Raw genomic sequence first — 12,685 nt, 5'->3', positions numbered from 1 at the left:
GTGCGGACCCGCGGGCAGGTGCTCAGTGCAGGGTGAGGGTTACCGCTTGACCTAACGCCGAGCCTGCCACCGTGTTCGCCACCCGAGCCGGCAGCGCAACCAACACTACGCGGTCATCCGCTGCGGTCCCGCCTTTTTCCTTGGCGGACACCAGAACAACGACGGCATCGGTGGCCAAAACGCGGGGAGCGGAAGCAGTGGCTGGCTGCCCCTCGGTGGCCGGTGCGGCCAGCACGTCGACGACATCACCGACGCGAACGAGGTCGATCAGCGCGCTGTCCGCCAGATGCAGCGGCACGAGGCGGGCGCCAGGTCCGACCGTCGACTCAGCCAGCTGGCTGCTCAACAGCCGGACATCGGTGAGCACCTCGCCGCGCCGTGCCGGGCCGGTCAGCGTCGAACCCACGACGGTAGCAACGTCCGTGCGCGACCCGTCGGGAATCGTTGTCGCCAAACGCTTTTCGACCCGCACGTCGTCGGCCGTCAACGTCGTTCCCGGACGCAGGTCGCGCTGCGCCACCACCACGTCCGAACGTTCGCCCTCCGGATTCGAGCGCAGCGCCGCCACGCCGGCCAACACGACGAGGCCGCCCGCGGCCACTCGCCGGGCGATCACGCTCCTAGTCCAATCGGGTCGCAACGACGTCGAGATCCGGCTGAGCAGCGTCGGATTCAGCGATGCTTCGGGCACAGTGGCAAAGGTAGACGTGACGCAGCGTCACGGAAGCCGGGCAATGACCGGCCTTGTGGATAACTCGTTAGCTTGACGCGCCCGCGGTGGCCGGGGCGGGGGTGGTCGACTTCTCACTCGAGGTCGACGATTTGCTCTCGCTGGACGCTGACGCCGCCGTGGACTCGCCGGACGCGGATCCGTTGCTCGAACCGTTCTTCTTCGCCGACTCGCGGCTGTCGGTGCGATAGAAACCACTGCCCTTGAACACGACGCCCACGGAGTTGAACAGCTTGCGCAGCCGACCCGAGCACTTCTCGCACGTGGTCAGGGCGTCGTCGGTGAAGGCCTGTACAACATCGAAGCGGTCAGCGCACGACGTGCACTGGTAGCTGTAGGTCGGCACGAGAACCTCCGGATAAGTCAGACTGTGTTAGCACTCTAGCGTGTTAAGTGCTAGAACCGCCAGGTGACGTGTCTCATTCCCGTCCCAACTGAACGACGCCGCCCCGCGGCGTGAGCGCATGGGTCATGGCGACGTCGTGCGGTTCGGCGGGCAGCTCGTCGACCAATTCCTCGTCGCGAACGATCGCCATCAGCCGTGCCTGCGGATCTCGGGCAGCCAGCGAGCGGTCGTAGAAGCCTCGGCCCCGGCCCAGTCGCACCCCGGATCGGTCTACGGCGAGCGCCGGCACCAGCACCAGTTCGGCCTCGCCCAGGGCCGACGCGGGCAGCCACGGCTCAAGCGGCTCGAGCAAACCCCACCGACCCTGCGCCAGCCCGTCGGAGCGATACTCGCCCCACCGCAGCGGCAGCGGCACGTCTCCGGCGGTGGTACGCGCCACCGGCAGCAGGACCCGTCCCGCCCGCCGCAACAGCACGTCGAGCATTTCGACCGAACCGGGCTCGGCGCCCACCGGCACGTGCGCGCATACCGTGCTTCCCGCGCTGACCACTGACTGCAGGTGCTCGCTGAGCATCTTGGCCTCGGCGGCGCGAACGTCGTCGGCGACCTGCCGCCGGGCTGCCAGCAGCTGTTCGCGCAACACCGCCTTGCTCGGGGTCGCCATGTCCTCAACGATGACAGCAGAGGGTGCCGTGCCGCCATCGCGGTTAGACGAGCGCATAACGGTTATGGTGTGAACCGATGGCATTCCCTGCAGACACGCAAATCGATGTTCCCCGCACGGCGATCGTCCCCGCCGCCGGGTTGGGTACGCGCTTCTTGCCCGCGACCAAAACCGTGCCCAAGGAGCTGCTGCCGGTCGTCGACACGCCCGGCATCGAGCTGGTTGCGGCCGAGGCCTCCGAGGCCGGTGCCGAGCGGCTGGTGATCATCACCTCCGAGGGCAAGGACGGCGTCGTCGCCCACTTCGTCGAGGACCTGGTGCTGGAGGGCACGCTCGAGGCGCGCGGCAAGAAGGCCATGCTGGCCAAGGTGCGTCGGGCCCCCGAGCTGATCAAGGTCGAGTCGGTGGTGCAGGCCGAGCCGCTGGGGTTGGGACACGCCATCAGCTGCGTGGAACCCACGTTGTCGGCCGACGAGGACGCCGTCATGGTGCTGCTGCCCGACGACCTGGTGCTGCCCACCGGTGTGCTGGAAACCATGTCGCAGGTGCGCGCGGAGCAGGGCGGCACGGTGCTGTGCGCCATCGAGGTCGCGCCGGACGAGATCAGCGCCTACGGCGTCTTCGACGTGGAGCCGGTTCCCGACGGCGATAACCCCGACGTCCTCAAGGTCAACGGCATGGTCGAGAAGCCGAAGGCCGAGGATGCTCCCTCGATGTACGCGGCGGCCGGCCGCTATGTGCTCGACCGTGCGATCTTCGATGCGTTGCGCCGCATCGACCGCGGTGCCGGTGGAGAAGTGCAGCTCACCGATGCCATTGCGCTATTGATCGCCGAGGGTCACCCGGTACACGTGGTCGTGCACCGCGGATCTCGACACGACTTGGGAAATCCCGGCGGCTACCTCAAGGCTGCGGTTGACTTTGCATTGGATCGTGACGACTATGGCCCGGATCTGCGGCGGTGGTTGGTGGCGCGATTGGGCCTGACGGAGCAGTAGCTGGCGACCGGGCTCCTTCGCCCGACGTGGCGCCCGCCGCGGCTCGAGGCAGGAAGGCGCGCTTGTGCGATCTGTGGAAGAGCAGCAAGCCCGAATATCCGCCGCCGCGGTGGCGCCGCGGCCCATCCGCGTCGCGATCGCCGAAGCGCAAGGGCTGATGTGCGCCGAAGAAGTGGTGACCGAACGACCGCTGCCGGGTTTCGACCAGGCCGCGATCGACGGCTATGCCGTGCGCAGCGTCGACGTGCTCGGTGTCGGTGAGTCGGGCGTTTCCAGCATCGATGGCGCAGCCGACCCCGATGCCGACGACGCGGACGGGTCCAACGCGGTGACGCTGCCGGTGATGGGCACGATCGAGGCCGGTTCGCGCACCCCGAGCAGGCTGCAGCCCCGGCAGGCCGCCCGCGTGCAGACCGGCGCGCCGTTGCCGACACTGGCCGACGCCGTGCTGCCGCTGCGCTGGACCGACGGCGGGATGTCGCGCGTTCGGATCCTGCGCGGCGCGCCGTCGGGCGCATACGTGCGGCGCACCGGAGACGACGTCCAGCCCGGCGACGTAGCCGTCCGTGCCGGGACGATCATCGGCGCGGCCCAGGTGGGGCTGCTGGCCGCGGTGGGCCGCGAGCGGGTTCTGGTGCATCCGCGCCCGCGGCTGTCGGTGATGGCCGTCGGGGGCGAGCTGGTCGACATCTCGCGGACCCCGGGCAACGGGCAGGTGTACGACGTCAACTCACACGCGTTGGCCGCAGCCGGCCGGGATGCCGGCGCGGAGGTGAATCGCGTCGGCATCGTCAGCAACAAACCCAAGGAGCTCGGAGAAATCGTCGAGGGCCAGCTCAATCGCGCCGAGATCGTGGTGATCGCTGGGGCCGTCGGGGGAGCGGCCGCCGAGGCGGTGCGGGCGGTGCTCTCCGAGCTCGGCGAGATGGAGGTGGCCCGCGTCGCCATGCACCCCGGATCGGTGCAGGGCTTTGGGCAGCTGGGGCGTGAGGGTGTGCCGACTTTTCTGCTGCCGGCCAATCCGGTGAGCGCCCTGGTGGTCTTCGAGGTGATGGTGCGGCCGCTGATCCGGCTGTCGCTGGGCAAGCGGCAGCCGATGCGCCGGATTGTGCAGGCCCGCACTCTGTCGCCGATCACCTCGGTGGCCGGTCGCAAAGGCTATCTGCGCGGTCAGCTGATGCGGGATCAGGACACCGGCGAATACCTGGTTCAGGCGCTGGGCGGGGCTCCGGGAGCGTCATCGCATTTGCTGGCCACCCTCGCCGAAGCGAATTGCCTGGTAGTGGTCCCCACCGGAGCGGAGCAAATCCGAACCGGCGAAATCGTCGATGTCGCATTTCTTGCTCAGCGCGGTTGAGCTGGACTTACGGCATACTCCGGTGAACCTCTTTCGTGATACGTCTCGGCATCCGGGCTGGCCCCAGCCGGTAGGACCGCTGCGGGTCACGGCCGGCGTGATCCGGTTGCGCCCGGTACGGATGCGCGACGGCGTGAAGTGGAGCCGCACCCGGTTGGCCGACCGGGCGCACCTGGAGCCGTGGGAGCCCAGCACCGAGGGCGATTGGGCTGTCCGGCACGCGCTGAGTGCTTGGCCCGCGGTGTGTTCGAGCTTGCGCTCGGAGGCCAACAAGGGTCGCATGTTGCCGTATGTGATCGAGCTGGACGGTCAGTTCTGCGGCCAGTTGACTATCGGAAACGTCGTCCACGGGGCGTTGCGGTCGGCGTGGATCGGCTACTGGGTAACGAAATCGGCGACCGGCGGCGGGGTGGCGACAGGCGCGCTGGCGCTGGGTCTCGACCACTGCTTCGGGCCGGTGATGCTGCATCGCGTCGAGGCCACCGTGCGTCCGGAGAATGCGGCCAGTCGGGCCGTGCTGGCAAAGGTCGGGTTTCGCGAAGAGGGTCTGCTGCGCCGCTATCTGGAGGTGGACCGAGCCTGGCGGGACCATTTGCTGCTGGCCATCACCGTCGAAGAGGTGTACGGATCGGTGACGTCGAGCCTGGTTCGCGCCGGTCATGCCAGCTGGGCGTGAAACGTTGACGCTTGGCCCTCGTAGTCACAGCTGCCACTTCAGTACCGGCGCGGGTGGGACCCAGTCGTTCCAGAAAGTGATATCGCCGGCGCTAGCACATCGCTGAGGCGACACACACGACCCTTCACGTAACTGTTGGGACAAATGTGGCCTGATCGGGGTAGCCGGCGGCGTGTTGCTGACGTGACACGAGTGACTCTTGGTGCTTGTAATGGGCAAATTACAGGTGTGTAATTGTCCTGGACGTTTGCCGTGTGCGGCACAGGCCATCGACGGATCTGGCCGGGAATCGCCGCGAAAGGAGCAGTCATCATGCCGAGCATCCCGCAATCGTTGTTGTGGATTTCACTGGTGGTGCTTTGGCTGTTCGTGCTGGTTCCGATGTTGATCAGCAAACGTGACGCAGTGCGGCGCACCAGCGATGTCGCGTTGGCGACCCGAGTGCTCAACGGGGGCGCTGCTTCCCGGCTGCTCAAGCGCAGCGGTCCGGCCGCCGGCCATCGCAGCGACCCGGACTGGAAGCCCGACGTCGAGTGGGAAGACGAGCCCGTAGACGGGGCGTACGCCGATGCGGACCAGGAGCAAGACGAGGACGAACAGCAGGCCGATTCGCGGCCGGTCGTCATGAAACACGCGGCCGTCGAGAACAGCGAGCCCGACTACCTGGACGTCGACGTGGTCGAAGACTCAGCGGCGCTGCCGGCGGGCACCGTGGTGGCCGAGTCGGCTGCGGCTGACGATGCGGTCGATGGCGAGGGGACCGAGCCCGAAGCCGAGACTGAGCAAGACGCCGACGAATACGAATACGTCGAGGACTCATCGGGTTTGGAGCCCGAGGAGGACGAGGATTCGGCGCCGCCCGTCGCGCCTGCCGTTTCCCGGCGCCGCCGCCTTGACACGAAGACCGCCGCGGCCGTCAGCGCCCGCAAGTATGCGTTCCGCAAACGCATGCTGGTGGCGATGGCTGTCGTATTGGTCGGCTCTGCCATTGCGGCATTCGAAGTGACGCCGACGGCCTGGTGGGCCTGTGGCAGCGCCACTGTCATCACCGTTCTCTACCTGGGTTATCTGCGCCGCCAGACCCGCATCGAAGAGAAGATCCGTCGTCGCCGTGCCCTGCGGTTGGCACGTGCGCGGCTCGGGGTGGAGAACGCCTACGACCGCGAATTCGACGTGCCTTCGCGACTGCGGCGCCCGGGTGCAGTGGTCCTCGAGATCGACGACGAGGACCCGATCTTCGAGCATCTCGACGACACCGTGTCGATGCGCAACTTCGGCTGGCCCAGGGACCTGCCGAGGGCCGTCGGCCAGTAGCGCCCGCCGCGGAACTGGTAGCCTGCTAGCGATCAGGGGCTATGGCGCAGTTGGTAGCGCGACTCGTTCGCATCGAGTAGGTCAGGGGTTCGAATCCCCTTAGCTCCACACAGTTCGGGCAGGTCAGGGCCGATGAAGCCCGCTAGGGAAATTCCGCCGTTCCGCAGAGCATCCGCAGTAGCTGACTTGCCGCGTCCAGGCGGTTGGAAGCGTCGTCCAGATCCTGCGCCCCGCGGTAAGCAGTGTGATGACGCCGTTCGACACTTCCGTCGATAGGGTGCATGCGTTCAAAATTCCCGTATGTTCAGTTTTATTGAACATGCCGGTAGAATGAACGCGTGGATGCTATTCCTGACTCGATTGCTCAGTCGGTCGAGCGCCGCCTCGCCGAGTATAAAATTCGACCGCGCGGGGATCTGTCGCAATTGACCTGGTCTAACCCAGTGCCGATGGCGCTGGACGTTGACGGTCGGATCATCGAGGTGGCTGCTCTGTACATGCCAGAGATGTCGGCGTTCGCCGCACTCAAGGCGGCAAACTTGGTTCCGCTGGATGTTCCTTTGCTAGTCGTCGGCCCTCGTATCCATGCGTCGAGCGCGGACACGATGCGAACTAGAGGGATCTGGTACGTCGACGAGGCAGGAAATGCCTACCTTCATGGGCACGAGCTACTAATCGATGTTCGGGGGCGACGAGAGCCTAAATCAATGGGTCCTCGTCAGCATCGCAAGTCGGGTCCTGCAAATCCATTCACGCCTAAGCGAGCTCAGGTCGTCTCAGTGCTATTGAGTAAGCCTGCGCTTGCAGACGCGCCGTTGCGGGAGATCGCCGAGACATCGGGAGTGTCTCTAGGTATGGCCAAGGACACAATGGACGCGCTGGAGTTGATCGGATATGTCGAGCAACTCGGCTCCCGCCGGCGCCTCATCCGGAGAGGTGCACTGCTTGATCTGTGGGCATCCGCTTATCCAGCCGGTCTTGGCAGAGCTAACAGACTTGCTGTCGTGCGCGGCGACGTCAACCGTTGGTCTGCTCCAGGAGGCCTTAACGTCGCGATCAGCGGTGAGCAGGCTGTACCGGGGTCAATAAGAAATCCAGAATCGCTAGTCCTGTACATCGACAGTCATGGAGAGAAACAGCCTCTGCGCGATTTGATGCTGACGAGTCGCTGGCACAGCGACCCACATGGCAACATCATTATCCGCGAGCTGTTCTGGCGCAATCTTGATTCCCTCAGCAAAATTGGTACCGCGCCGCCTGCTCTGGTATACGCCGATTTGCTGGCCTCGAATGAATCGCGCCAGATAGAAATAGCCGGCGAGATGAGGAAGAACGATGAACGACTGGTCAACCTGTGACCTAGGGTTCCTCACCGAGGTCGAACCAGTCGTCGCGGAACTCTCGGAAATCGTCCCTGCCGAACAGATAATGCTGGTGGGAGCCCGCTGTCGCGACCTGCTGAGCTGGGCTTTTGGGTGCGGCGCTCATGCGCGCAGTACTAATGACACAGACGTCGCGATCGCGTTTCAAGACTGGGGCCAGTTCGCCAAAGTTCAGGAGCGATTTCCCTCGACAGGCCACACAGGGCATCGGTTCATGATCGCGGGCATCCCCACGGATGTCGTTCCATTTGGGATATTGAAGCGCCGCCGGGAATTTCAAGTCAGCCGCCAGGAAAGCAGGCTCTGAATGTACATGGCTTCAACGACGTATATGAGCGAGCAGACGTACTCCCATTGTCTGACACGGTACAAATCCGCATTCCCCGACCGGAGGGGTACGCGACATTGAAGTCGCACGCATGGCTTGATCGTTGCGCTAGGAACGAATATAAGGATGCGCCTGACCTAGCACTTGCCGTGTATTGGTATACCGAGGATGTCGACCGCGTCTATGCCGAAGATAACGTGTGGGCACTCGACCTCCATCACTTCGATCTCCGCATGGCCGCTGCCGCGCTGTTGGGAAGAGACATGTGGAACGGCCTGAGCCCAGAGGAGCGTGCGGTCCTAGCGAACCGTCTTGGCGGTGCGGATGCTGATCTGCTTGCGCACTACTTCGCTGTAGGGGTGGCCGGCTGGCCCACCGCGGACCGGGACCGGCGCGTCGTCGTCGATGCGCTGTTCGGACAGTTGGCTGATTAGCTGGGGTCGACAAATCCGATCGTTCAGCGTTAATGAACTGGCGACACCAATGAACGCTCTGACGGCGAAGATCAGCCAACTGATCCGACGTCGCGAACGGATGTCGCGGCACGCGATCAAACATGGCTTGCGCGCCGGACGCTGCCAGCAGCGGAAATATCCTCCGAGTGCCTTCCAGCCGTCCGCAGCAGCTTCGTCAACAGGCTAGAAAAGGCAAGATTCTTAATGCAGCCACGGTTAGCCGCGGTGTCAAGCCCGGTCGCCAACCGCGTCCAAGTCGACGCGGCGCCGGGCTTAGCCAGCTGTCCAGCTACGATTTCCGGCAGCCCACCTCACACGGAAGAGCTCATCGGTGAGCCAGCCATACTCGCTACGCAGCGCGATCCTCGGCGTCGGCATGGTGGGGTCTGTGCATGCTCACGCGGTGCGTCGAGCGGGTGGACAGCTCGTCGCGGTCTGCGGCAGCACACCGCACAGCAGCGAGCGCTCCGCACGACGGCTAGGGGCGGCGCGCGCATCCACTGCGGAAGAAATCATTGCCGCTGACGACGTCGATGTGGTGCACATCTGCACGCCCAACAATGTGCACGTGCAACTGGCCACCGCCGCGCTGGCTGCGGGAAAGCATGTCATCTGCGAAAAGCCTTTAGCGACAACCGTTTCCGATGCGGCCGCCTTGGTCGCAGCCGCCGAGAAAGCCGGGACTGTGGCAGCAGTGCCATTCATTTACCGCTTTTACCCGATGGTGCGTGAAGCCCGTTGCCGGATCGGCGAGTCGGCGGTGTGGCTGATGCATGGTGGATATCTGCAAGACCATATGGCCAACGCCGATTTGACTGGGTGGCGGTCTGACCCAGCGCAGTCCGGTGTTTCGATGACCTTCGCCGATATCGGCTCACACTGGTGCGATCTGATGGAGTTCGTCACCGGCCATCGCATCAAGGCTTTGTTCGCTGTTGAGGGCGCCGCGCCGCGGAAAGGCATCCGGCAAGACGACGGTGCCGTGGTCGTCTTCCGCACCGATCGTGGCGCGCTTGGCAGCGTGGTCGTGAGTCAGGCATCCCCGGGCCGAAAGAACCAGTTGTCCTTTTCTTTCGACGGTGTTGACCTCGCGATGCAATTCGATCAGGAGCATCCCGATGAGCTGATCGTCGGCGGATTACCGGCGAACTCGGTGATAATGCGCGACGAGAAAGCGCTTGATCCGCGCAGTGCGCGATATTCCCTACTGCCACCGGGCCATCCGCAGGGCTACCAGGACTGCTTCAACCTCTTTGTCGCCGACGTCTATGAGGCTGTCCGCACCGGCGCTGCCCCTGACGGGCTGCCCACATTCGCGGATGGCTTGCGCGCCGCGATGATTCACGCCGCAGTGGTCGCCTCGGTCTCCGGCGGCACCTGGACCGAAGTCGACCCCGCACATTGCCGGACGTCAGGCGGCCGGGAGTGAGCGCCTCGCCGGTGCGGCTGGCCCTGATAGGGCTGGGCAAGATGGGCATGGAGCACCTGGAGATCTTCGCCAGTCTGGACTCGCTGGGTCAGATCAGTGCTCTGGCAGACAGTCATGTCCCGTTCGCCGAACGCGCCGCTGCTCGGCTGCCGAACGCTGAGGTTTTCCACAACCCGCTGGACTGTGTCAACAACGCCGACATCGACGCCGTCGTGGTAGCAACCGCTGACGAGACCCACTTCGAAATCGTGCGCGCGTGCATCGCCCGCGGCCTGTTCGTGCTGTGTGAAAAGCCGCTCACCACATCGGCCGAACAGTCCTTGCAGTTGGTCGACGCCGAGGCTGGCCGCCGACTGGTGCAGGTGGGCTTCATGCGCCGGTTCGACGCCTCGTACCAGCGCCTCCACCAAGCAATACATCGCGGCAACGTCGGTGAGCCGGTGCTGATCGGTCAGCGCCACCACAACCCGTTGGCTGTCATCCAGTTTGACGAGCACGAACTCATAACCAGCTCTGCTTCACACGACATTGACGTCTTCCGCTGGCTCTGCGGCGAAGACGTCAGGGAGGTTTCGGCCATCACCAAAACCAGTGAGGACGGCTGCACGGTGACCGTGGTGCTGACGCTGACCTCGCAATCGGGGGTACTCGGTGTGGTCGAACTCGCTCGCGGCCCAGGACTGAACTACGAAATCAGTTGCGATCTCTTAGGCAGTCGCGGTGCAATGAGGCTCGCCTCACCTGCCCGGACCGACCGCGTTTCGGACGATGGAGAAAATGACATGGCGCAACTGCAGCCAGGCGCGTGGATGGAGCGTTTCCGCCAGGCTTATCGGTGCCAGGACGCCGCGTGGTTAAGCGCCGTGGCCGCAGGATCAAGCACCGGAGCGGGCGCCTACGACGGGTATGCGACCAACACGGTCATCGACGCGGCGTTGGCCGCGCTGACCAGCGACCGCGCGCAATCGGTAAAACAAAAGATGGACAGTACGCAGCCTGGCTCCGCATAGCCAGAAATGGCCTGGTCTGCCGCGTACCCGCGTGATACACGGAAGGAAGGCGCACGATGCTCGCAGCGTTCGGATTCGAAACCCTGGGTGTGGTCGTTGGCGACATGTATTTCGTCGACCCGGCTCCGCTGGCCGGCCAGGAAACGCCGGAACGCGGAGTAAGACTGGAACTTCGCCTCGTCGACCGCGCCGCGCCACAGGGGTCGATCTACGCCGGCATCCCGATCGCATTCGGCCGCCCGGTATGGCGGGTGGACCTTTTCGGGTCGACCGAGAGCCCGCCCGGGACGCTGGACCGGGCCCATCACCATCCCCGCTTTGATGGTTGGGAGCCCGGACGTCGGCACTTCGTCGACGAGCTGTCAGCCGACCCGCTGTCCTGGCTCGCCGATCAGCTGGCCGATCCGGCCGCCGTGCTGGCTCGGTCCGGTGTCGAGCCCGACGAGGTCAGCGAGGCCGATAAGGCTGGACTCGCCGCGACCGCCCCGGAGATTGTCGCGGTGGTGAAACGGATGCTCGACGGCGTGCGCGACGGAACCTTGGCACCTGCCCCCGCGGAGCCGGTTGCCGCCGCTCGCACCGGATGGCTCTGACGGGTCAACATTCTTCCGTCGGACCCGCCGGCGAGCATGGCCAATTGAACCGTATTAAGCCGCCGCTAAACCGTACGCCATACTTGAAAGCCGGCGAAATTGGCCGCACCACCGATTCGCCTTTCACGGCGCAGCGAAAAGCACTGGCCTCCAAGCGAAATCGCTGTGACAACGGTACCGGCGCGGCTGCTGGCGGGCGGCCGTGACGCATTCTTGTCCGCTGAATTCGCATGGCCCTTGTTTCGGGATCCTTGACGCAATCGACGGGCCAAGCGCAAAATCTCGTGGCATGACGCAAACTTCACGAGCCCGCCTGGCCGCAGCACTACTTGTCGGTATGGCGGCTCTGCAGCTTGCGGGCTGCGGACAAAAGACGGTGATCAAACCCGACATGGCGGCGAAGTGGATTACCGATCATCTATCGCAGCAGACCGGCTTCACGCCGGCCGACGTGAAGTGTCCCTCAGGCGTAGAAGCCAAGGTGGGCAACGAATTCGATTGTCATTTCACTGGTCCCGAGGGTCCCTATACGGCGCACATGAAGATCACCCAGGTGAACGGTGAAGATGTGACCTTCGGTGAGTGGCGCACGTTCCGGAGCTAACCGAGCCGACTCTGGTCACCTAATCAATTCGTCGAAGTTTTTCATTGTCGTCAACTTGCGGGCGACTTCCACCAGTCTGGTGTTGCTGTCCTGGGACACCCGCTTCAACAGCTCGAACGCCTGGACCGCGTCAATCCCGAAGCGCGCCATCAGAATTCCCTTGGCCTGCCCGATGACGTCTCTGCTCGCCAGCGCGCTGCGGAACTGCTCTTCGCGGCGTACCGTGTCCCAGGCCAGGGCCGCGTGCGTCGCGAAGACGTATCCGATTTCCTCGGACTCCTCATCGAAGGCATGCGGCTCGTCCGCGTAAAGATTCAATGCGCCAACCATCTCGTCTGAGGTGAAGAGGCGGAAACACAGAATCGACCTGATCGGTGTTGCCTCGAGCGCGTCGCGCCGATACGACGGCCAGCGGTGGTCATCGGCAAGATCATCGATACGGACCGTGTGTTGCTGCCAGGCCGCGCTCAGGCAGGGGCCTTGTCCATAACGTTGCTGTATTACATCCAAAATGGCGGGAAACGGGTGAGTCGTTGCCGGAGTCTCCAGTTGGCTGGGAGATCTCGCGAGGGTGACGCCGGCGTACTTCGCGCCGGGAATCTCGCTGACCGCATATTCGACCATGCGCGCCAGTACCAGGTCGGCCGAATCTTGCGGGCTGTTGTGGAGGTTGCGAGCCAGGTCCGCGATGCGTTGATAAATGTCGCCATTGGGACTTATTTGCAGGGCACACCCCTCCCATCTGTCCCAGAAGCACTAACCCTACTCCGCCCCTGGCGCTCCATCTGTCCATAAGACG

15 protein-coding genes and 1 tRNA gene are annotated in these 12,685 nt (G+C 64.4%); 12 read left to right on the top strand and 4 right to left on the bottom strand.

The genetic code is table 11. From position 1 onward, the window contains the following. Nucleotides 1-22: 22 nt before the first annotated feature. From AC5Y2L_RS25845 to AC5Y2L_RS25835, 3 genes are all read right to left on the bottom strand, one after another. Entirely contained in the window at nt 23-691 is a 669-nt protein-coding gene (locus AC5Y2L_RS25845) for an SAF domain-containing protein (RefSeq protein ID WP_499937937.1), read from the bottom strand. A gap of 67 nt (nt 692-758) precedes the next feature. Further along, entirely contained in the window at nt 759-1,076 is a 318-nt protein-coding gene (locus AC5Y2L_RS25840) for an FmdB family zinc ribbon protein (protein ID WP_499937938.1), read from the bottom strand. Nucleotides 1,077-1,149: 73 nt separating this feature from the next. Continuing rightward, complete coding sequence (locus AC5Y2L_RS25835) at nt 1,150-1,740, bottom strand: 5-formyltetrahydrofolate cyclo-ligase (RefSeq protein ID WP_499937940.1); 591 nt, start codon at nt 1,738-1,740, stop codon at nt 1,150-1,152. A gap of 77 nt (nt 1,741-1,817) precedes the next feature. Here AC5Y2L_RS25835 and AC5Y2L_RS25830 point away from each other — a divergent pair, with 77 nt between their 5' ends. From AC5Y2L_RS25830 to AC5Y2L_RS25775, 12 genes are all read left to right on the top strand, one after another. Then, nucleotides 1,818-2,738 carry a UTP--glucose-1-phosphate uridylyltransferase gene (locus AC5Y2L_RS25830; RefSeq protein WP_499937941.1) on the top strand — a complete coding sequence of 307 codons (921 nt, stop codon included), beginning with the start codon at nt 1,818-1,820 and terminating at the stop codon, nt 2,736-2,738. Between the two features lie 64 nt (nt 2,739-2,802). After that, complete coding sequence (gene glp, locus AC5Y2L_RS25825; RefSeq protein ID WP_499937942.1) at nt 2,803-4,095, top strand: molybdotransferase-like divisome protein Glp; 1,293 nt, start codon at nt 2,803-2,805, stop codon at nt 4,093-4,095. Between the two features lie 22 nt (nt 4,096-4,117). Continuing rightward, nucleotides 4,118-4,771 (top strand): GNAT family N-acetyltransferase, encoded by a 654-nt coding sequence (locus AC5Y2L_RS25820; RefSeq protein ID WP_499937944.1) that lies wholly within the window; start codon nt 4,118-4,120, stop codon nt 4,769-4,771. A gap of 312 nt (nt 4,772-5,083) precedes the next feature. Further along, nucleotides 5,084-6,085: a divisome protein SepX/GlpR gene (sepX, locus tag AC5Y2L_RS25815; RefSeq protein WP_499937945.1), complete on the top strand. Its 1,002-nt coding sequence runs from the start codon at nt 5,084-5,086 to the stop codon at nt 6,083-6,085. Nucleotides 6,086-6,120: 35 nt separating this feature from the next. After that, nucleotides 6,121-6,193 (top strand) — tRNA-Ala (locus AC5Y2L_RS25810). A 230-nt stretch (nt 6,194-6,423) separates the two neighbouring features. Further along, the gene (locus AC5Y2L_RS25805) at nt 6,424-7,443 is read left to right on the top strand and encodes a type IV toxin-antitoxin system AbiEi family antitoxin (RefSeq protein ID WP_499937946.1); all 1,020 of its coding nucleotides are present in this window, start codon (nt 6,424-6,426) and stop codon (nt 7,441-7,443) included. Continuing rightward, nucleotides 7,421-7,774: a hypothetical protein gene (locus tag AC5Y2L_RS25800; protein ID WP_499937948.1), complete on the top strand. Its 354-nt coding sequence runs from the start codon at nt 7,421-7,423 to the stop codon at nt 7,772-7,774. Before AC5Y2L_RS25805 ends, AC5Y2L_RS25800 begins: the two co-directional genes overlap by 23 nt. Nucleotides 7,775-7,944: 170 nt before the next feature. Continuing rightward, on the top strand, nt 7,945-8,229 hold the full coding sequence (locus AC5Y2L_RS25795; protein ID WP_499937949.1) for a hypothetical protein: 285 nt from the start codon (nt 7,945-7,947) through the stop codon (nt 8,227-8,229). Nucleotides 8,230-8,581: 352 nt separating this feature from the next. Next, entirely contained in the window at nt 8,582-9,679 is a 1,098-nt protein-coding gene (locus tag AC5Y2L_RS25790) for a Gfo/Idh/MocA family oxidoreductase (protein WP_499937950.1), read from the top strand. Further along, nucleotides 9,676-10,689, top strand: coding sequence for a Gfo/Idh/MocA family protein (locus tag AC5Y2L_RS25785; RefSeq protein ID WP_499937952.1), 1,014 nt, complete (start codon nt 9,676-9,678; stop codon nt 10,687-10,689). The genes AC5Y2L_RS25790 and AC5Y2L_RS25785 overlap by 4 nt, the downstream gene beginning before the upstream one ends. Before the next feature lie 56 nt (nt 10,690-10,745). Beyond that, entirely contained in the window at nt 10,746-11,282 is a 537-nt protein-coding gene (locus AC5Y2L_RS25780) for a hypothetical protein (protein WP_499937953.1), read from the top strand. Nucleotides 11,283-11,571: 289 nt separating this feature from the next. Further along, nucleotides 11,572-11,886: a DUF4333 domain-containing protein gene (locus AC5Y2L_RS25775; protein WP_499937955.1), complete on the top strand. Its 315-nt coding sequence runs from the start codon at nt 11,572-11,574 to the stop codon at nt 11,884-11,886. 15 nt (nt 11,887-11,901) lie between these two features. Here the strand turns inward: AC5Y2L_RS25775 and AC5Y2L_RS25770 are convergent, their stop codons facing one another. Further along, a complete protein-coding gene (locus AC5Y2L_RS25770; RefSeq protein WP_499937957.1) occupies nt 11,902-12,510 on the bottom strand; it encodes a GAF and ANTAR domain-containing protein in 609 nt (202 codons plus the stop codon). Nucleotides 12,511-12,685 lie beyond the last annotated feature (175 nt).

The organism is Mycobacterium sp. NGS66, assembly GCF_059812225.1.
This window is presented reverse-complemented; position numbering and strand designations above follow the sequence as displayed.